Source organism: Proteiniphilum saccharofermentans (assembly GCF_900095135.1).
GTDB lineage: Bacteria > Bacteroidota > Bacteroidia > Bacteroidales > Dysgonomonadaceae > Proteiniphilum > Proteiniphilum saccharofermentans.
The window spans coordinates 1,794,901-1,815,226 of sequence record NZ_LT605205.1 but is presented as its reverse complement, the minus strand read 5'-3'; the positions used below and the strand labels follow the sequence as shown (position 1 = coordinate 1,815,226).

Below are 20,326 nucleotides of genomic sequence, written 5' to 3'. Positions count from 1 at the left end.
ACAATTATGATTAAAATGAATAACATAAGAAACAAGTCGATGATTGTTGTAGCTCTTTCAATCTCATTTTTGCTTTCATGTGAAGATTTTATAGATTTAAAACCATTAGATCAAATCACAGAAGAAAATTATTGGAAAAGCAGTTCAGATTTAAGAAACTATATGTATCAATTTTATCCAAGGGCATTCCCAAACTCTGCAATGATTGTAGATTTAGCCACCAACTCTGACGAAATGATCCATGGAGGTTCCCCTAGTGTGATTTTGAACGGACAAAGAACCATAAGAACAGGTAGATGGACGGGTGAATGGAGGCAAATCCGGGATATTAACATATTCTTTAAAAACTATGAAAAATGTGAAGATGATTTCTATTCCTATAAACATTATGTTGGAGAAGCACATTTTTTTAGAGCTTGGTTCTATTTCGAACTTCTTAAAATGTATGGTGACATTCCATGGTATGATGAAGTTTTAGAACTTGATAATGATGAAAAACTTATGCAGCCCAGAGATCCTCGAACTGAAATCATTGACAACATATTGGACGATTTAGACAAAGCTGTTCTTTTCTTGGATTATAGAAAAGATGTGGGAAATTGTGTCATTAATAAAGAAGTAGCATTGGCTTTCCAGACAAGGGTTGCATTATTTGAAGGAAGCTGGCAAAAGTATCACTCAGGAACACAATTCTCAACACCTGGCATTGACCCGGATAAATACTTTCTCAAATGTGTTGAAGCTGCAGAAGAACTAATTGGAGGTAATTATTTAGTGGGTATATATGAAACGGGAAAACCAGACAGTGATTACTACACAATGTTTGGTTTAGAAAATATGGGTGACATTAATGAAGTATTATTATATAAATCTTTTAATTTAGCCGAAGGTTTTGGTAACACTGTGGAAGGATACCTTAGCTATAATGCAGAACAAAAGGGTGCTACATGGGACTTGATTTCCTCATATCTTGGTAAAAATGGAAAACCTTTCGATTATCTGAATTTATCCGGAACTTCAAAAGGTAATGACTTTTTAATACAAATAGCACAAAATTGCGACGTAAGGCTAAAGTCAACTATATATATACCTGGAGATTATAGAAGTGTTGAAAGAAATTTAATCTTTGATAAACCGACAATTGATGCAGGCGTACTCCAATTATGTCCTACAGGATTTCAAATAAAAAAAACTACAAATCCCTACTCAAGTGGCGCAGCACAATCATGGGAAGCAGGAAGTCAAACTGGTTTAATTATATTTCGTTTTGGAGAAGTTCTTTTAAATTATGCTGAAGCAAAATATGAACTTGACAACTCAATTGTTTATGAACAATTAAATCTTCTGAGAGCAAGGGTAGGTATGCCCAATTTCACTGTCAACAAACAAACAGAAGACCCAAACTTAATTGATTACGGATATCCAATTCCAGATGAACTCTATGAAATACGGAGGGAAAGAAGAGTGGAATTAGCACTGGAAGGAATGCGTGATGAAGATTTAAATAGATGGGCTGCACATTCACTATTTAAAAATAAAAGGCCTAAAGGTTATCCGTTAAATGTTGCTGAATTTCCTGATTATAACGGGAATGTAGACGATAATGGCTTAATTGACCACTACAGGCAACAACTGCCCAACGGATATCAATTTAAAGAAAACAGAGATTATTTGTACTCTATTCCACAAGATGAATTGACACTTAACCCAAATTTGACCCAAAATCCGGGTTGGTAATTTAGAACGATTTGCTTAGAAACTGTTTTGAATTTTACGAGTAATTATTTTACACTTATTTTTTCACTCTTTCATCTTGTTTTTTGCCCTTTTTTGCGCCTTCGAATTTTCATTTCTTTCTAGTAGCCCGCTACATTTCAATAAATGAAAATCCAAATCCATCAAAAAATTACTAAAAAACAATTGATGAAAAAATTCAAAACAGTTTCTTATCATATGTGCATTTTGTATTATTTTTGGGATTGGATGCCTCTGAAAAGTAAGATAGATAATTATATAACATTACTCGATTAATAAAAGCAATTATGAAAAAGAATGAAATTTGTATTGGTTTACTTATATTGGTCGGATTTATTTGGGGAAATATCTTCGAAACTCAATCACAACCAGTAGATCAGGAAATTAAAAATGAATATTATGTTGCGGCTTACATCTGGCCATCATGTCACGATGACCCATTGGCAAGGGAAAAATTATGGACAGAGGGTATAGGTGAATGGGAAGTGATAAAAAAAGGGAATCCCAGATATGAAGGCCATTATCAACCACGTCAACCACTGTGGGGATACGAGATGGATAACAACCCAAAGGTAGTTGAACGCTGGATAGATGTAGCCATTGACCATGGTGTGAATGTATTTGTTTATGACTGGTATTGGTATGAAGAGGGTCCATACCTGGAAAGTGCTTTGAATGACGGGTTTCTGAAAGCCAACAACAGTCATAAAATGCAGTTCTATATTATGTGGGCCAACCATGATGTAAAACATAACTATTGGAATTATCACCGTTATGGAGATGATGCTTCCATTTTATGGGATGCTAAAGTTGATTGGGAAAATTACAAAATTATTGTCGACAGGGTTATTAACCAATATTTTAAACAACCCAACTACTTTAAGATTAATGGTGAACCTGTTTTCTCCATTTTTAGCATCGACAAGTTGAAGGAAAGTTTCGGCGGTAGCATAGAAGAAACCCGAAAGGCCCTGGATTATTTCAGGGATGAAGTACAAAAGGCCGGATTCCCGGGACTTCATATCCAATGGAATCAAGGCGGGGGATCGCTTATGTCGGAAGAAAAAGCCCGGGAGTTTAAAAAAAATGTAGATTCCATGGGGTTTAACAGTGTGGCTATGTATAACATGGGAGGAATGGCAGAAGATTATCTTGTCTATGGAGCCAATTCAGTCAAAATAAGGGAACAAATGAACGAAATATTAGATGTTCCCGTTTTCCCGTGCGTCTCAATCGGGTGGGATGATACACCTAGATTTCCCAAAAAAGGGATAAAGGATATAGTGCATTATCATAATACACCCAAAAGTTTTGCCACGCTGCTTTCAAAAGCAAAAGAATATGCTGACCAACACCCGGGACAAACAAAACTGATAACAATTAATGCCTGGAACGAATGGGTAGAAGGTAGCTACCTGCTACCGGATATGTTACATGGCTTCGATTACTTGGAGGCAGTGAAAGATGTTTTTATTGACAAAAAATACGATCGATATTAATTCTATTCTGACCCGCACCACCCGATCGTTCGCAGTGGATTGAAGTGGAAGTCAAGTAAGTATTGGAGACTAAATATAAAAAGTAAAAACCGGGGAATAAAGTGGTCTTCTTTATTCCCCGGTTTTTTATGTTTAATTGAATTATCTATACGTAATCCCGGCTTGCTTTAAAATTGCAAAGAATGTTCCTTTTTTTAAGTCCTTATTTCCGTGCATTGGAACAATGACTGTTTTATTTGTTTGGGAATTATAGTACAATCTATGCGAGCCTTTTGACCTTTTGAAAATAAATCCATTTTGTTCCAAGAGATCAATAAGATATTTGGGGCTTAAATTCATACAGCTTCAACATGTATAGAAAGTTCAAGAGTATGAGTATCGTCCGGTATTGGTTCACCGCGATCTGTAAGTTCATCAATATATAATTCCACGGCTTCCTTTACCATCGCAATGGCCTCATCCACCGTCTCACCATAGGTAATACAGCCGGGAAGAGCCGGAACAATCGCTGTATATCCGCCTTCCTCTTCTTTTCTTAGTTGAACGTTGTACGTAAGCATAAATTTTAAAGTTACAGAAATACTATGATATGATAAGAACAAAGATACATTAAAATAGTTTACAGCCAATTATGTATCTCATGATATTGAACAATTGCGATTTACGCGTTGTTAAAGGAAATGAGCCGGCCGGATCACAATCAACAACAGCATACGGTAACTACCGGATCCGGTTTGGCTTTCTATTCAAAACAATCAGATTACAATAAATCACAGTCCTATGAACTATTTAAAGATTACAGCACTTTTTTTATCGGCTTTTGTGTTGCTTTCGGCTTCATGTGAAGCACCGAAAACAAGCGAACAAGAACCGAACGAAGAGACTCTGCCCCCGGTAGAGACCGAAAAGCCCAACAACCCCGATTTTAAACCCGCTTTCGAGGGACAAACCCGCGTTGCAGGCGTGAAAACGACAACTCCTTACGAAGCGACTGTTATCGCCGACGGATTAGTGAAGCCATGGGCGGTCACACCACTGCCTGACGGCCGGCTGGCCATCACAGAAAAGGCCGGTACTATGCGTATCGCCACCACCGACGGCAATGTAAGTGCTCCCATTACAGGATTTCCTGAAGTAGACGACCGGAGTCAGGGGGGATTGCTGGATGTGGCACCGGCACCCGATTTCAGTAGCAGCAGGATGCTCTATTTTACTTTTGCTGAGCGGACTGCGCAAGGCTCCCTCACAGCAGTGGGCAAAGGAAAACTCTCCGACGATGAAACAAACATAGAGGATTTCCGCATCATCTACCGCGCCATCCCCTATTTCGACAATAGCATGCACTTCGGCAGCCGTCTATTGTTTGATAAGAACGGACATATCTTCGCCACTACCGGTGAACGGTCTGATCTCGCCACCCGTCCCAACGCCCAAAAGCTCAATACCGGTCACGGTAAAGTAATATACATCACCACAGAAGGTGAACCTGTTCCGGGCAACCCGTTTATCGGTACCGAGGGAGCACTGCCGGAAATATACAGCTACGGACACCGTAATCCGCAGGGCCTGGATATCCATCCTGTTACAGGTGAACTCTGGCTCAGTGAGATGGGGCCGCGCGGCGGTGATGAAGTCAACCTTATTAAACCGGGTAAAAACTACGGATGGCCTACCATCACCTATGGCATCGAGTACAGCGGCAATATCATCGGTGAAGGAATTACACAAAAAGAAGGTATGGAGCAACCTGTTTACTACTGGGATCCTGTCTTTTCACCCAGTGGCATGGCTTTCTATAGTTCCAACGCCATTCCCGAATGGGAAAATAACCTCTTCATTGGCGGGCTCAATACTAAACATATTGTCCGGCTTGTAATCAAAGATAACAAAGTAACAGGCGAAGAACGCCTGCTCGCCAATGAAGGGCAACGCTTCCGTGATGTGGCCGACGGTAACGACGGTGCACTCTATGCCGTAACGGATGAAGGACGATTATATAAGATAAGTAAAAAGTAAAGTTGGGGGAATTACATCATCTGTTGTCCTGATGGGCTGGAGATCATCCACATTACCCCGAACCGGTCTTTAAGACTGCCGAAGTAATCGCCCCAGAACATATCCTCCATCGGCATCTCAATCTCACCTCCGGCCGATAGTCCGTTGAACAGCCTGTCAGCTTCCTCACGACTGTCGGCTGTGATGCTGATATAGTTATTATTCCCCGCTTGAAAAGGATTGCCCATACCGGGTATCGTATCCGACCCCATCAGCAGATCGTTACCGACAGGCAATGAGACATGCATTACACGGTCTTTAAAAGCCTGGGGCACGTCCATTCCCTCCACATCTTTCATTCTCATGATTCCACCTTTAAACTCTCCGCCAAACACGGATCTGTAGAAATTGAAAGCCTCTTCGCATGTACCGTCAAAATTGAGGTACGGATCTAATTTAAGCATGATTTTTAAATGTTTAAGTGATTATATATAATGAACTATTTCGTTAAGCTAAATGAGCAGAGCCAAGCTTGCTTGAGCTATGCCATAGCGAAAAATAGTCTAATGTAATTGAAATTATTCGGGCGATTCCGCTGCTTCCTTCAGTTTGCCGATATCCATCTTCTTCATTTTCAACATCGCCTCGAATACTTTGGGTGATTTGAGTATCAGTTCTTCGAACTCACTCGGCGTGACCTGCCAACTGACACCATATTTATCCGTCAGCCAGCCGCACATAACTTCCTTGCCGCCATCAGTAGTAAGTCCGTCCCAGTAGTGATCTATCTCTTCCTGGGTATCACATTCTACTACCAGTGAAACCCCTTCATTGAAATTAAATGCATGTGGATAAGAGCTATCCATAGCCATCATCAGGTAACCATTCACTACAAATTCGGCATGCTGGATGTTTCCCCTGATCTCACCTTCCTCTCCGGTGTATCTCAGTATACCTCTTATTTCCGATTCGGGAAAAAGCGAAGTGTAAAGGCGCATAGCCTCCTCTGCTTTGCCATTGTTATCTCCAGTAAACATCATCGTAGGCACTACTTTCTGAATGATATCCTTTGCTTCACCGGCAATCAGTTGCCACGATACACCGTAGCGGTCCTCCACCCAGGCATATTTCGGACTGAACGGGTAACTGTCGAGTGCCATCAAAGTGCTTCCGCCTTCTGTCAGTTTTGCGTACAGGTCCTCTACCTCCTTTTCCGACGTAGTCATATACATCAGCGAAATAGAAGGATTGGGAGTGGTCTCCGCATTACCGTTCAGCAGCATAATCCTTTGACCGCCTATTGCAATAATATTCACATACTGATTTTCATCCGTTATTTTTGTGTCGGGAAAAACGGATACGTAAAAATCCGCTATCTCGCGGGCATTATTATTCTTACACCAAATGCAAGGGTAAATGGGTTGATGATTTTGCTGTGCCATGATTTTTATTGTTTTAGATTGAGAAACTGTTTAAATTTTATTGCTATACTATTTTGAATCTATTTTGGGATAGATTTTTTATTTTTTTCTTGCGGATTTAGCGGGCTAAATCAAAAGGAAAAAGTGAAAAAGATGCGCAAAAGAGACCAAAATAGTAGCAAAGAAAAATAGACAGTCCAATTATAAAAAATATTTCGGTAAAATTTAAACAGTTTCTGATGTTCTAATCTAATTGAACGATTCCATAATTACAAAAATAGGATGCCGGTTTTTTAAAACACTTATCCTATGACAAGAAAACCTTACAAGTGCACAAATTCAGGTTATACCACAAAATGGCTAACGGAAAAAGTAAGCGGACTTATCCTATGGTTAATTCTTTTCGGATCCGGCTCAAAGACGTGTCCGTGATTCCCAGATAAGTCGCAATCTGCTTTAGTGGGGCTTGCCTGATTACCTGGGGCTTTTCTTTAATCAACTTCAGATACCGTTCTGTCGCTGTTTGGGTGATCATCTCTACCGAACGTTGTTTTGACTGGAAAAGCTGCTCCGACATCCATGCCCGTCCCCATTCATTCAATCCCTGGATGGAGTGGTATAACATCTCAAACCGATCCAGATCGATCTTCCAGCAAATGCAGTCGGTCAGCGCCTGAATATATTCATCCGAAAGGGTTTGTTGAAACAGTGACAATACTTCAATAACAACCTCATGGTTGGAGAAAAAGTCGGTCGTAATCTCATTCCCGTCGTAATCATAGACAAAAGACCGCATCAGCCCGTTTTCAAGGATCAGGTAACTGTCTGATCTCTCACCTCGTTTCAGGAAGAAATCTCCTTTATTGAACATCACTTCGGTATGTACATCCCTAATCACCGTAAGATCCTCTTCCGTCAGTAACGGATGCCGGTATACCTCTCTCAAAGTTTTCTCCTTATCCATTTGGGTCATCGATGCTTTTTCAGTAACAGAGTTATCTTTCACTTTTTCGGATTCTCATCCTTTTCTTTCATTCTCAAGAGAGTAACCTCTATGGCTTCTTTTACCGAAGGATAAGTAAATTCATATCCTGCATCGATCACCTTTTGTGATGAGATGCGACTGCCATACAGTACCATATCGGCTGCCTGTCCCATAAAGAGCCGCAACAGAAAAGCCGGTATCGGCGGCATAAGAAAAGGACGCTTCATTTCTTTGGCCAGCGTCTTCATAAACCCGGCATTGGTGATAAATTCCGGTGCGACCGCATTATAAACACCCTGCATCGCACTATCTTCTACCGCTTTCAAATAGAGGCGGCAAATATCCTCAATATGGATCCAACTCAGATATTGTCTGCCCGAACCCAGTGGTGCTCCTAATCCGAACCGTGTCGGCAGCACCATCTTTCCGAAAGCTTCACTATCTTTAGATATCACAAAGGCCGTTCGCAGCGCCGCCGTACGTACATCCAGTTCATCCCTGAACCTGAAAGCCTCGGCTTCCCATTTCCGGCAGGTACGACTCAGAAAATCACTATCTGCGGGATTATCCTCCTCAGTGAATATCTTCTCTCCCGTCTCCTGTCCGTAAAAACCGACCGCCGAAGCAGATATAAATGCCTCTGGCTTTTTATCCATCTTTTTCACTGTCTCCAGCAACAACTTTGCCGTCTGCACACGGCTCTCTACAATCTTCTGTTTCTTCAACCGCGTCCAGGAGCCATCACCTAAATTTGATCCGGCCAGATGAACGATCATGTCGGCCTGTTCCACAGCCTCCCTGTCGATCTCTCCTTTCCGGTAATCCCAGCGATAGCGCGGAATCTGCGCCTTCACATACCGTTCACGACTTAACCAGATCACCTTGTATCCTTTCCCGATGAGCAGTTCCGATAGCCTTTTGCCCACCATTCCCGATCCGCCTGTAATCAAAATCGTCTTCATTTGTAATCCTTTAATAAAGTTAGAAACAGTTTCTTAGACGCTCCATCAGATAAACAAAAAAAGAGCGCAATTGTTGCCCTCTTCACTATATATAATATCATATTTCACGGCACATTAAACAATTCATACAGAACAGCTGTTATTCCATAAATAATATCAATCAACCAGAATTAATTATGAAAACTATTTATCATTCGGCTTCCTCCCGGGGATACGCCAATCACGGCTGGCTAAGATCTGCACATACATTTAGTTTTGCCAATTATTACAATCGTGCGAGGATGCATTTCGGTGTGCTTCGGGTAATCAATGACGACTATATAGAAGGGGGAGGAGGTTTCGGCACCCATCCCCACAACGACATGGAAATTATTACCATACCGCTGGAAGGCGATTTGGAACATAGGGACAGCATGGGTAACGGCGGTGTGATCCGCAATGGGGATATACAGGTGATGTCTGCCGGTACAGGAGTAACCCACAGCGAGTTCAATGCGAACAGCGACCGGCCTGTGGAACTGTTACAGATATGGGTCTTCCCTCGTGAGAAAGGCATCACGCCAAGGTACGAGCAAATGCATATCGCCGATTCTGCAAAACCCAATGATTTCCAACAGATCATCTCTCCCTACAAAGAAGATGAAGGATTGTGGATCCATCAGGACGCATGGTTTCACCTGGCTCATTTCGACAGTGGTGTGTCAAAAGGATACAATCTCAAAAAACCGGGGAACGGCGTCTATATTTTCGTCATCCGGGGAAAAGCCAAAGTGGGCGATCAAATACTGGACAAGAGGGATGGTTATGGTATTTGGGATACCAACCACTTCCCTCTTGAAGCATTGGAGGATTCAGAAATCCTTTTGATGGAAGTTCCTATAGAACTACCAAAATAAAATTATTTAACTATGGATCATCTTCTGCTCATAGCAATCATGATGTAGTAAAGTAATGTAGCAAGGGAACTGAGTGCTGCCACCACATAAGTGTATCCGGCCCAGCGAAGGGCATCTACCGCCTGATTGTGGTTACTTGCATCGGTAATACCGGCGCTGCTGAGCCAACGGAGAGCACGGTTGGTAGCATTCTTTTCCACCGGCAGTGTGATAAAACTGAAGAGTGTGGAAAGTGCAAACATTGCAATTCCGAACCAGAGAAGCATGGGGAAGGTCTGGATCAGGATAATACCGGCCAGGATCACCCACATGACCCATTTGGAGGTAGACGAAATCACCGGCACCAGTGCCGAACGCATTTTCAAGGGTGCATATCCTTTCGCGTGCTGGACGGCGTGTCCCGTTTCATGGGCTGCCACTGCGGCAGCCGCCACGCTATAAGATCCATATACCGGTTCACTCAAATTGATGGTTTTATTCAACGGGTTATAGTGGTCTGTCAGCCGCCCTCTCACGGAGATCACCTGTACATCGTAGATCCCGTTGTCGTGCAGCATCTTTTCCGCCACCTCCTTCCCCGTCATCCCGTTGCGTAAGGGAATTTTTGAATACTTCTTGAATCGGCTCTGCAGCGTACCCTGTACGATCCATCCGGCCACCGCAATTGTAATAAATATAATCCAGATTGTTGCCATTATTTCATTTGATTTAATAAATATGGTTCACCTTTAATTCCCAATTCTTAATTCTTCACTTTTAATTTTTAATTCTTAATTCTTCACTTTTCACTTCCTAGAACATCTCGGAGACGGTAAAAGTTCATAGCCTCCGCCTCATCCACGAACAGGATTCTTACTATAATAAAACAAAAACCATGCCTAAATTAGCCAAAATAATAAAAGAGCGGTAAGATGAGTTATAAGTAAGTTCAAAAAAAGAGCATCCGATAGGGACGCCCTTATGAAATTCCATATAAAGCAGGAGTCATCTTATAATTGTCTGTGCGCGGTCGGGACCCAGTGATACGATTGCGATGGGCACTCCCAATTCCGTTTCCAAAAAGGTCAGGTAATTGTTGAACTCTTCAGGGAATTCATCTTCCGACTGCATCTTTGTCATATCGGCCTGCCACCCGGGAAGTTCCACATAAACGGGTTCAATTCCATCCGAGATGTCATAAGGCAGGTCTTCGGTCTCTTCACCGTTCACCCTATAGGCTACACAGGCTTTGATTGTCTCAAAGCTGTCCAGCACGTCACTCTTCATCATTACCAATTTCGTAACCCCATTCAGCATAATAGTATACCGCAGCGCTACCAGGTCGATCCATCCACAACGGCGCGGCCGTCCTGTTACAGAACCATATTCGTTACCGTTATCGCGCAACCGTTGCCCGTCCTCATCTGACAGTTCCGTAGGGAAAGGGCCGCTGCCTACCCGTGTGCAATAAGCCTTGAAGATACCGTACACCTCGCCGATCCGTCCGGGAGCTACTCCCATTCCGCTGCAGGCACCGGCACAAATAGTATTGGATGAAGTTACGAAAGGATATGAGCCGAAGTCTATATCCAGCATCGATCCTTGTGCACCCTCGGCCAGCACCGAACCCCCTTCCGCCAGATGTTTATTAATAAAATGTTCGCTGTCAATAATCGTGAACTCCTTCATCTTCTCAATTCCCTCGAACCACGGCTTTTCAAGGGCAGGCAGGTCATATTCCAACTGGTAATGGTCGAGCAGTTCCTTGTGTCGCAGCACCGCGTTGCGGTATTTCTCCTCAAAGTTGTGAAACAGGTCTCCGACCCTCAATCCGTGGCGTCCGACCTTATCGGTATAAGCAGGGCCTATACCCCGTCCCGTCGTACCGATTTTTGCATCGCCCATCGCCTTTTCCGAAGCTGCATCCAGCAGGCGGTGCGTCGGCAGGATCAGGTGCGCCTTTTTAGAGATGAAAAGTCTGTCGGTGAGTGTGTGTCCTGAAGATTCCAACCCTTCCACTTCCTGCTTAAAGAGTGCCGGATCAATCACCACTCCGTTTCCTATGATATTTATTTTTCCATCCTGAAAAATTCCTGACGGGATCGATTTCAGGATATATTTCTCCCCTTCGAATTCCAGCGTGTGTCCTGCATTGGGTCCACCCTGAAACCGCGCCACCACCTCATACTGAGGTGTAAGTACATCAACTACTTTTCCTTTACCTTCGTCGCCCCATTGGAGCCCTAAGAGTACATCAACTTTCATTTTTTATCTTGTTTACCGTTGCTTTTATTCTGTTTTGTATCAGTCTTACGTGCCAGTTTCCTCAGTTCCATCCGTTTGGCATGGATGCACTTGCTGCATGTGCCGTAGATATAAGTGCTATAGTAACTCACTTTGAACTTCCTGATCTTTTTGAGCTGGACAGGCGTCAGCAAATCACCGGTCATCTCACGGACCTCTCCACAAGTTGTACAGATAAGATGGTCATGGTTTTCGTTACCATAAGCACGTTCGTATTTCGATATATTCGCCCCGAACTGGTGTTTCACTACCAGCCCACAATCCAGTAACAGTTGAATGGTATTATAAAGCGTAGCACGACTCACCCGGAAGTTCACTTCAATCATAGAGTTATACAGAGAATCCATATCAAAATGTCCCCGGGTAGAATAGATATGATCGAGAATCGCAAACCGTTCGGGTGTTTTTCTGTGCTTATGGAGTGTCAGATACTCCATAAACTCACTTCTTACCTGTTGCTTCAATTTTTGAGCGCCATCCATAGGTTACAAAATTATTCTATTTTTTCGATTTTCCACCTCTTTTTCAATTCAAAATTTGGCTCCGTCGATTTTCAATTCAGATTCAAAGATTCAAAATTCAAAATTCAAAGATTCAAGATTCAAAGATTCAAAATCGTTAAATCAACAAATCCATTTTCACTCTTCATTCTTCATTCTTCACTTTTAATTTTTAATTCTTAATTCTTCATTCTTAACTCTTAATTTTTCATTTTTAATTTTTAATTCTTCACTTCACCGTTTCCGAGTGGTAGAAGAAAGCCGGAATGCATGGCCCGCTCTCATTATAGTACGCATCCGATGTGGTAATATAGTAGTAATAAGCCTTATCATTGTCTTCCGCCCCGTAGTGGAACCGTGGCTCCCGCAGTCCCACCGCCATCAGTTTTTCCGCATTATCAAGACTCAGTGTATCGCTTTCACTCCGATAGACGTTATAAGTTACTCTCTCTTCCCCGTTTCCTTCCCATGAAAGTTCAAATACCCCGTCCTCATTTCTCTCCGCCCGCAGGTCATAAGGAGTGTCGGGAATGGAATCGCTCAGCCAGGTCATGGGCGGCAATTTCGCCGGGTATTTGTAATACTCCTGCAACTCCCGCAAGATTCCTTTCGTATTGGAGAGCACGTTATCGGCACGGAAATAGGCCTGTCCATGTGTATCCCTCCGGCGGGTATAATCCACCTGGTTCAGTATATCACGGTGTGACCATCCCAGCTCTATCATCTGATACGCTCCCAGTCCCGGCACCACGATCCGGCCGTTGCCATGCTTCAACCAATCGTCCACAAAAGGGTAAAAGAGTCCTTCCTTATAATACATCATCGGATAGATCGCATCATGCTTTCCCATCATCATCCACTTACCGGCATCCTGCGATACCGTCTCCAATGCAGTCCACCCTACCCCGTTGTTTCCCAACGCACGATACCGTCCCAGCGGGGCGCTACTCACCTGCACCCACGGCTTCAACGCCTTCACCTGGTCGTACGCTTTCGTCACAAAGCGGGTAATATTATCCCTGCGCCACTCATCCCGCGTTTTCCCTTTGCCATGCAGCCGGTACATTCCATCGTCGGGGAAGCGTCCCCTGTTATCCGGATAGCGGATATAATCAAAATGGATCCCATCCACATCATAACCGGAGACGATCTCTTTTACGATCGAGAGCAAGTAGTCGTCTGTACGCGGATTTCCCGGGTCGAGAAACCATTCCCTCTGAAATTGTTTGGTGATGGAAGGATTTTTTTTCGTTACAGACCTTGCTCCTAAGCTGCGCACATGCCGGTCATTTCCCAGGGGGTAAGTGACTATCCAGGCATGGCATGCCAATCCCCGCTTGTGGCATTCCTCCACAACAAAGGCAAGAGGATCGAACGCGGAACGTCCCGGCCCGGCAGGAGCAATGAGGGTAGACATTGGTTCGACACGTGAGTTGTAGAGTACTTCCCCTCTGCCTCTCACCTGAAAGAGTACCGTATTGAAATTGTACTTCTTCAGGTTATCCAGTATCTCTGTCAGTTCTCTTTTTTGTACTTCAACACTGGTACGGTTACGCGGCCAGTCCAGCCCGTAATTGGTAGTCAACCAGACCGCTCTCACTTCCGTCGCCGGCGGCCCGGACGAAAACACCCCTGTCGTCCCGGTCAAAAACAAAATCAGCAGGGAAAATATTTTGTACATAGTAGAATTGGCAATCGTCGTTATTATCCTTTCTCCTTTCGCGGAGCGGATGCAAATTTAGTATAAATAGAAAGCCGGAAGAAGTCAATTTTAGAATGTTAACAGTTTTGGATTAAATAGAATGACTCTGTCTTGGCTTTTATTTAAAGGAGAAACGATTTAAATAAGGATAATAGAAATATCTGTTATTTTTTTGAAATCTTTGTCTGATGTTACCAATGGTAATTGTAACGCTTTTGCTGTTGCCGCAATGATTGAATCAGGTGTTTTAATAATATGTTTTTGCCTTAACCGTATAGCAATATCTTTTATTTCTACAAAACTAGCCCCAATCATTTCTTATATCTTTTTGATAAGAAACGGCATCCAACCCCCGTTTTAATTTTCCGAAATGATCACGAAGGGATTTCTTACCCTTGCGACTTTGTATTTTCCCCAACGCATCCTGAACTTTCTGGGGGGGTAATTGGTTTATCTATTTCTATAACCATAATGCAATTAATATTAGCTAATGAAATGTTCTAATGAGAACAATACAAAAATACAAAATTTCTATATATAAAACAAATATGAAAATAGTTAGTCCAAGGATAGCAGCTTAACATTCCACTCCATTCCTTGTTTATTAATAGGAAAAGCACTAATTTCGGGAATAGAAAGTGATGGATTAAAACCGGTAATTATGGCGATATCCTTATTTTGTATATCTTTGTTATAATTAAAACACCTGATATGGCAACACGTGAAGAATATATAAGACTACTGCGTAAATTCATTTCAGAGCATGGCACTGAATACGGAATTTCGCGTATCGGTATTTTCGGTTCAGTAGCACGTGGTCAACAGACAGAAGATAGCGATGTGGATGTTCTGATAGAGGCTCCCGTACTCGACTTGTTATCACTCATAGGCATAAAGCGTCAGTTGGAAGAGATGTTAGGCTCACCGGTTGATATAGTACGCAAAACTGAATATATGCCCACACAGTTCAGGATGCGGGTAGAAAAGGAGGTTATCTATGTATGACCTGGAACTGATAATGAATGGGTTGCGCAACATTGAAAAATCCCTACTGCATATACTGGACCGCACTTCGTGGATCGAAACTGTTGATGATTTCCTTAAAACCCCATTGGGAGTGGATGCACTCGACATTACTGCAATAAGGCTTATGGCAGTCGGCGAAGAGATCAAGAAGATTGAGAAACTTAGCAAAGGAGAACTACTCTCCCAATACTCGGAAATTGAATGGAAGAATATCATGGGTTTTCGAGACTTTATAGCCCATGCCTATTTCTATATCGATGCCGCAGTAGTTTTCGACACCGTACAAAATAACATCCACCCTTTGTTGGCAACCATACAACAAATAATTGCCGATTTGCAAGAGTATGATAAAGAATAACCTATAGGTGGCAAATCCATAATCGCCATCCGCATCCATCAGCTCGGTTGTGCTGAAGTAGAAATGAGTGCTTCCATGGTAGAGAAAATATCCTAATCTTTCAGGTATGCCAGGGGCACCACATGCAATTTTCGACCGTAAAGAAGGAGACCACGCAGGCACATCTTCCACTACAAAATACGCCGTAACACATTCAAATAACTATCCAATGTGCGCTCATAAACACGTGGATAGTATCCTATTGCATCCATTTCAATAAAAATTTAATACACAAAAAATTAAATAAAAACTACAAGAAATGTCTCCATTTTACTACAAAAAATACCCAAATATTACTACAAGAAATGGCAAAGAAATCGACTAAATTCCATACCATTCCTTGTACATGAATGGAAAAAGCACTAATTTCGGGAATAGAAAGTGATGGATTAAAAATAAGGTTACCCGTGATGAGGTTGAGTATTTTCATCCGTGGGGCGATTAGGTAACAGAAAACTGAGAAGCAAATGAACATCAACATTCCACAATTATTAGCCAGAGGAGAAGGGATTTCTGTGAGAATTCCCCTGACACCAAATGCACCGGGTAAGACTGTGGGGAACTTCACCGAAAACTTCACCGAAAACTTCACCGAAAACTCTAAACACATCTTCAATCTCATGAGGAATAATTCCAAAATCACGATAGATCAAATAGCTAATCAAATAGGAATATCCCGAAGAGCAGTCATAAATAACACCAACAAAATGAAAGAGTTAGGATTAATAAGGCGTATAGGCCCTGCCAAAGGAGGTTACTGGGAGGTAATTAAAACAGATAGTAAAGAATAAAATAACCATTAAGTATGACAGAAAAAAGATGGCTGGCATCTTATGTGAAGATGCACCACGAAAAGCGGGTACGTGACCGCCTCACGGCAATGGGTATTGAGAACTTCCTGCCGGTGCAGGAAGAAGTGCGGCAGTGGAGCGACCGTAAGAAGAAGGTGGAGCGGGTACTTATCCCAATGATGATCTTTGTACGTGTCAATACTGAAGAACAACGTGCCGTCATTACCCACCCCTCAATACTGCGCTATCTGACACTACGCGGCGAACATACGCCTACGGAGATACCTGCGGAACAGATGGAACGCTTCCGCTTTATGCTCGACCATTCCGACAGTGCCGTCAGTTTCAGCACCGACGACCTGCAACCGGGCGAGAAGGTGCGAGTGATCAAAGGGCCGCTTGCCGGCCTCGAAGGTGAATTAATCACTGTGGAAGGAAAATCCAAAATTGCCATCCGCATCCATCAGCTTGGTTGTGCGGAAGTGGAAATGAGTGTTTCCATGGTAGAAAAGATATAACCCGTTCAATTTGAACATGTCAAATTATAGGCAAAAAAAATGCACTCCTCATTGAACAATATTAAGAAAAATCATTAACTTTGTAGTGCAATTCTCAAGAAACATGGATTCGCTATATCAAAAACAACAACAGCTGCTTGCCCGTACAAACGTGTCGTTCAAGCGATACATGTACGGTAAAATCCCCTGGAATGACCGTATGGTAGTTTCTTCCGTTGTCGGCGATTTTAAAATAGCGCAATATACATTTGAAGTGGGAGGCAGAAGTAAAACGCAGGAACAAATAAAAAACAGGCCAAACGCTTTCATCGTGAAAGACAATATTGAGTACGGATATAAAAATGTTATTCCCCTGTGGGCTTTTGGGTTAAATTATTGAAGGTTGCGCCGAAGTAGAGATAAATGCTTTCATGGTAGAAAAGATTTTATAGTTTGCCATGACATATCCGGAGATTTATTTGTATTTTTGTAAATGATGCGCAACAAAGATGAAATTAAGTCGTATTTATTGGCCAAATTACAAAAAGAAAATGTTTTTTGGTCTTTTGATAAAAGTTCTTGTCAGAAAATAAGTGATTGGAACCTTATCAAGTATGCGCTTATTCATCTGGATCTTCCCGAAATTGATTTATTATTCAAGGTGTTTCCCAAAGGGAAAATAAAACGGGTTTGGCTTGACGAGGCGGTTATCCAGGGAAATTATTTAAGGAATATGAATATCTGTTTAGCCAATCTGTACTTCGACATCAAACATCCTGTCCAATATCTGAAAAGGATGGAAACCTATTATTTAAACAGAGCTTGAAATCGTTTATGGATAAATCATTAGTCGATAAAACGAAAAAAGTTATCGAATCCATATCCGGAATGGAATCGATCAGGCCCTACATCCTTGTCGGAGGTACAGCCCTCTCTTTACAAATAAAAAACAGGCTTAGTGAAGACCTCGATTTTATGAGATGGCAACAACACAACGGTGAAAAGATGGATATAGACATCAAATCCATTACTAAAGAAGTAGAGTCTGGGCATATCATAGACAAAATAAATATTTTGGACAGCAATCAAGTGGAGTTTTTTATTGACGGTGGAGTTAAACTTTCCTTTTATGCGCCGGAAAGAAAAGCTCCTCGAATAAATAAAGTACATTTTCTTAATAATTTATATCTGGCGGATATAGATACGATAGCATCCCTTAAAATGGAGACGATGCAGCGCAGAAACAGTTTTCGAGATTATTATGACCTTTACTGTATTCTCAAAGAAAAATCGGATGAAGAAATAATCCGGATTATCGACAATTCCCTCAAATATTCGGGCCATTTAATGAAAAGCAAAAACCTATTGGGTAAATTAGGTAATTATGAGCGATTTACAAAAGATGAAGCCTTTAAGCAATTAGAACCTAAATATGATATTTCCTCACGGGAAATTGCCGAATTTATGGATCGCAAGGTAAAGACAGCCTATAAAAGGCAGTAATCACGCATTTTTCTTACCTTTGTTGTCGAAATTGAAACATTCAGGAACATGATCATCGCTATCGACTTCGACGGAACTATTGTGGAACATGCCTACCCCGACATCGGCAAACCCATCCCTTTCGCCATCGACACACTCCTGCAGATGCAGAAAGACGGACACAGGTTGATCCTGTGGACGGTACGCCGCGGCCGCCTCCTGCAGGATGCCATCGACTACTGCGCCCAACGGGGACTCTATTTCTATGCGGAGAATGAGAACTACCGGGGTGAAAACAAGGAGTTGGGAGAAGAGGTTTCACGCAAACTGGGTGTCGATATGTTTATCGACGACCGCAACCTGGGAGGACTTCCCGACTGGGGTACCATTTACAACGCTGTTAAAGCAACTGCCGAAGGAGCGAATGTTCTAAAGATCATGGCAGGTCAATCATCTATGGCAGAACCGAAGAAGAAAAAACGTTGGTTTTTCTGAGCACTACCCAACCACGACTCCCAAGCTGCGTATTTTAAGCCTATGTCTTGACTTTCTCCCGAAAATTCATGATCGTTGCTACATTATACGGCCATAAAACAGATCATCATGGGAACAATAGACCTTTCAAATTTAGCGGATATGTCGGGCAGGATAATTCCAATAGCATTTACCTTAAACCGGGATAAGGAACGAGCCAAGTTTTCACACCATAAAATTTGCAGATTTATTTTTAAATCGTAAATTTGCATGAAAAAAAGATGATACATCGAACCATATCCGAAAAACTAATCGCAATGGGGGCCAAATTTCCTATTGTGACGCTTACCGGGCCCAGGCAATCAGGAAAATCCACGTTACTAAAATCGACATTAGCAGGTTACAAGTATGTTTCCATGGAAGATCCTGACAGTCGGCTGCTCGCGATAGATGATCCGCGGGGCTTTCTTCGCACCTATTCCGATAAAACCATCATCGACGAAGTGCAACGCGTACCCGATTTATTCTCCTATTTGCAAACGCACGTCGACAATGAGAACAGGGAAGGAATGTATTACCTGGCCGGATCACAGAACTTCCTCCTGATGCAGTCCATCAGTCAATCGCTCGCGGGCAGGACCGCCATCCTCACGTTATTACCACTTTCACACGAAGAGTTAAAGCAAGCCGGCATAGTCCCGTCAACGAGCGACGAAGAAATTTTTCATGGAGGATACCCCAGAATTTACGATAAAAGCATTCATCCTGCCGACTTCTACCCAAACTATATTCAAACCTATGTTGAGAAAGACCTGCGGTTGTTGAAAAATATTGAAGACCTGAGCAAATTTATCCGGTTCATCAAACTATGTGCCGGCCGTATCGGACAATTACTTAATCTTTCCTCTCTTGCCAATGAAGCAGGAGTAGCTGTATCTACCGTTCAATCATGGCTATCCACATTGGAAGCCAGCTATATACTCTACCTGTTAAAACCCGATCATCAAAATTACGCCAAACGGTTGGTCAAATCGCCCAAACTCTATTTCTACGATACCGGGTTAGCATGCTCGTTACTGGAGATCGAGGAGGCAGCACAGGTATCTACCCATTTTTTACGGGGAGGCTTGTTCGAGAACATGGTGATCAATGAATTCATAAAAGACTCATCACACGTGGGACAAGTTCCCCGCCTCACATTTTGGCGAGACAGCACGGGCAACGAAGTAGATCTCCTGGTATCTGTCAAAGGCAAACAAAAAGCCTACGAGATAAAATCAGGCGCCACTTACTCTCCCGATGACTTCAAGGGGGTTAAAGTCTGGGCCAAGCTATCACAAACCAAGCCGGAGGATTGCCATGTTATATATAACGGTGACCGCGGTTTTTCCACTTCATCCGGAGAAGTCCTCCCGTGGCCGGAACTTTCAAATACAATAGTATTTACCTGAACTGTCATCCGCGCCCCGATGCGGGTTATCCGGCCGGGATAACAAAAACTTAATCCGATGTCCGTGCTTTTTCCCCGATTTCGTTTTCCAAACAGTCGGAAATATGGTTTTTTATTGTATTTTTGCACGGTATTTCGATTGGAACTGCCTGCACGTATTGTGACAGGTAGTCACGAAGTGTGTTCAAAATAACCGTTTTGCCACAACCGG

Annotated in this window: 23 protein-coding genes; 12 read left to right on the top strand and 11 right to left on the bottom strand. The window is 42.5% G+C overall.

The features are described 5' to 3' along the window. Nucleotides 1-6 precede the first annotated feature (6 nt). Both PSM36_RS07015 and PSM36_RS07010 read left to right on the top strand, forming a co-directional pair. Nucleotides 7-1,737 (top strand): RagB/SusD family nutrient uptake outer membrane protein, encoded by a 1,731-nt coding sequence (locus PSM36_RS07015; protein WP_076930143.1) that lies wholly within the window; start codon nt 7-9, stop codon nt 1,735-1,737. A 305-nt stretch (nt 1,738-2,042) separates the two neighbouring features. Then, nucleotides 2,043-3,254 carry a glycosyltransferase WbsX family protein gene (locus PSM36_RS07010; RefSeq protein WP_076930141.1) on the top strand — a complete coding sequence of 404 codons (1,212 nt, stop codon included), beginning with the start codon at nt 2,043-2,045 and terminating at the stop codon, nt 3,252-3,254. A gap of 141 nt (nt 3,255-3,395) precedes the next feature. Here the strand turns inward: PSM36_RS07010 and PSM36_RS07005 are convergent, their stop codons facing one another. Then, complete coding sequence (locus PSM36_RS07005; RefSeq protein ID WP_076930139.1) at nt 3,396-3,593, bottom strand: type II toxin-antitoxin system HicA family toxin; 198 nt, start codon at nt 3,591-3,593, stop codon at nt 3,396-3,398. Continuing rightward, nucleotides 3,590-3,814 (bottom strand): type II toxin-antitoxin system HicB family antitoxin, encoded by a 225-nt coding sequence (locus tag PSM36_RS07000; protein ID WP_076930137.1) that lies wholly within the window; start codon nt 3,812-3,814, stop codon nt 3,590-3,592. The genes PSM36_RS07005 and PSM36_RS07000 overlap by 4 nt, the downstream gene beginning before the upstream one ends. Nucleotides 3,815-4,034: 220 nt before the next feature. Here PSM36_RS07000 and PSM36_RS06995 point away from each other — a divergent pair, with 220 nt between their 5' ends. After that, nucleotides 4,035-5,270 (top strand): PQQ-dependent sugar dehydrogenase, encoded by a 1,236-nt coding sequence (locus PSM36_RS06995; protein WP_076930135.1) that lies wholly within the window; start codon nt 4,035-4,037, stop codon nt 5,268-5,270. 11 nt (nt 5,271-5,281) lie between these two features. Here PSM36_RS06995 and PSM36_RS06990 read toward each other — a convergent pair whose 3' ends face one another. The 4 genes from PSM36_RS06990 to PSM36_RS06975 form a co-directional block, all read right to left on the bottom strand. Next, the gene (locus PSM36_RS06990) at nt 5,282-5,713 is read right to left on the bottom strand and encodes a VOC family protein (RefSeq protein WP_076930132.1); all 432 of its coding nucleotides are present in this window, start codon (nt 5,711-5,713) and stop codon (nt 5,282-5,284) included. A gap of 114 nt (nt 5,714-5,827) precedes the next feature. Next, nucleotides 5,828-6,691, bottom strand: coding sequence for a VOC family protein (locus PSM36_RS06985; RefSeq protein ID WP_076930130.1), 864 nt, complete (start codon nt 6,689-6,691; stop codon nt 5,828-5,830). A 361-nt stretch (nt 6,692-7,052) separates the two neighbouring features. After that, nucleotides 7,053-7,676: a Crp/Fnr family transcriptional regulator gene (locus PSM36_RS06980; protein WP_232001539.1), complete on the bottom strand. Its 624-nt coding sequence runs from the start codon at nt 7,674-7,676 to the stop codon at nt 7,053-7,055. After that, entirely contained in the window at nt 7,673-8,617 is a 945-nt protein-coding gene (locus tag PSM36_RS06975) for a TIGR01777 family oxidoreductase (protein WP_076930128.1), read from the bottom strand. The genes PSM36_RS06980 and PSM36_RS06975 overlap by 4 nt, the downstream gene beginning before the upstream one ends. Nucleotides 8,618-8,793: 176 nt before the next feature. On the opposite strand from PSM36_RS06975, the gene PSM36_RS06970 reads away from it, so the two are divergent. Beyond that, nucleotides 8,794-9,513 carry a pirin family protein gene (locus tag PSM36_RS06970; RefSeq protein ID WP_076930126.1) on the top strand — a complete coding sequence of 240 codons (720 nt, stop codon included), beginning with the start codon at nt 8,794-8,796 and terminating at the stop codon, nt 9,511-9,513. 17 nt (nt 9,514-9,530) lie between these two features. Here PSM36_RS06970 and PSM36_RS06965 read toward each other — a convergent pair whose 3' ends face one another. The 5 genes from PSM36_RS06965 to PSM36_RS06945 all read right to left on the bottom strand — a co-directional run bounded on the left by PSM36_RS06965 (nt 9,531) and on the right by PSM36_RS06945 (nt 14,313). Beyond that, complete coding sequence (locus PSM36_RS06965; RefSeq protein ID WP_076930124.1) at nt 9,531-10,208, bottom strand: zinc metallopeptidase; 678 nt, start codon at nt 10,206-10,208, stop codon at nt 9,531-9,533. 289 nt (nt 10,209-10,497) lie between these two features. Further along, nucleotides 10,498-11,757 (bottom strand): adenylosuccinate synthase, encoded by a 1,260-nt coding sequence (locus PSM36_RS06960; RefSeq protein WP_076930122.1) that lies wholly within the window; start codon nt 11,755-11,757, stop codon nt 10,498-10,500. Then, on the bottom strand, nt 11,754-12,278 hold the full coding sequence (locus tag PSM36_RS06955; protein ID WP_076930120.1) for a Fur family transcriptional regulator: 525 nt from the start codon (nt 12,276-12,278) through the stop codon (nt 11,754-11,756). Before PSM36_RS06955 ends, PSM36_RS06960 begins: the two co-directional genes overlap by 4 nt. A gap of 247 nt (nt 12,279-12,525) precedes the next feature. Continuing rightward, entirely contained in the window at nt 12,526-13,977 is a 1,452-nt protein-coding gene (locus PSM36_RS06950) for a glycoside hydrolase family 10 protein (RefSeq protein WP_076930117.1), read from the bottom strand. Between the two features lie 159 nt (nt 13,978-14,136). After that, nucleotides 14,137-14,313 carry a PIN domain-containing protein gene (locus PSM36_RS06945; RefSeq protein ID WP_083710965.1) on the bottom strand — a complete coding sequence of 59 codons (177 nt, stop codon included), beginning with the start codon at nt 14,311-14,313 and terminating at the stop codon, nt 14,137-14,139. Between the two features lie 396 nt (nt 14,314-14,709). On the opposite strand from PSM36_RS06945, the gene PSM36_RS06940 reads away from it, so the two are divergent. The 8 genes from PSM36_RS06940 to PSM36_RS06900 all read left to right on the top strand — a co-directional run bounded on the left by PSM36_RS06940 (nt 14,710) and on the right by PSM36_RS06900 (nt 20,116). Next, nucleotides 14,710-15,003 carry a nucleotidyltransferase family protein gene (locus PSM36_RS06940; protein ID WP_076930115.1) on the top strand — a complete coding sequence of 98 codons (294 nt, stop codon included), beginning with the start codon at nt 14,710-14,712 and terminating at the stop codon, nt 15,001-15,003. Further along, nucleotides 14,996-15,382 carry a HepT-like ribonuclease domain-containing protein gene (locus PSM36_RS06935; protein WP_076930113.1) on the top strand — a complete coding sequence of 129 codons (387 nt, stop codon included), beginning with the start codon at nt 14,996-14,998 and terminating at the stop codon, nt 15,380-15,382. The genes PSM36_RS06940 and PSM36_RS06935 overlap by 8 nt, the downstream gene beginning before the upstream one ends. Before the next feature lie 506 nt (nt 15,383-15,888). Continuing rightward, the gene (locus tag PSM36_RS06930; protein ID WP_076930111.1) at nt 15,889-16,212 is read left to right on the top strand and encodes a winged helix-turn-helix transcriptional regulator; all 324 of its coding nucleotides are present in this window, start codon (nt 15,889-15,891) and stop codon (nt 16,210-16,212) included. A 14-nt stretch (nt 16,213-16,226) separates the two neighbouring features. Then, a complete protein-coding gene (locus tag PSM36_RS06925; RefSeq protein WP_076930109.1) occupies nt 16,227-16,730 on the top strand; it encodes a UpxY family transcription antiterminator in 504 nt (167 codons plus the stop codon). Nucleotides 16,731-16,833: 103 nt separating this feature from the next. Further along, nucleotides 16,834-17,109 (top strand): hypothetical protein, encoded by a 276-nt coding sequence (locus tag PSM36_RS06920; protein ID WP_076930107.1) that lies wholly within the window; start codon nt 16,834-16,836, stop codon nt 17,107-17,109. A gap of 434 nt (nt 17,110-17,543) precedes the next feature. Further along, a complete protein-coding gene (locus PSM36_RS06910; RefSeq protein WP_076932109.1) occupies nt 17,544-18,212 on the top strand; it encodes a nucleotidyl transferase AbiEii/AbiGii toxin family protein in 669 nt (222 codons plus the stop codon). Between the two features lie 48 nt (nt 18,213-18,260). Further along, on the top strand, nt 18,261-18,686 hold the full coding sequence (locus tag PSM36_RS06905; RefSeq protein ID WP_076930105.1) for a BT0820 family HAD-type phosphatase: 426 nt from the start codon (nt 18,261-18,263) through the stop codon (nt 18,684-18,686). A gap of 260 nt (nt 18,687-18,946) precedes the next feature. Further along, nucleotides 18,947-20,116, top strand: coding sequence for an ATP-binding protein (locus PSM36_RS06900; RefSeq protein ID WP_076930103.1), 1,170 nt, complete (start codon nt 18,947-18,949; stop codon nt 20,114-20,116). The last annotated feature ends 210 nt before the right edge of the window (nt 20,117-20,326 follow it).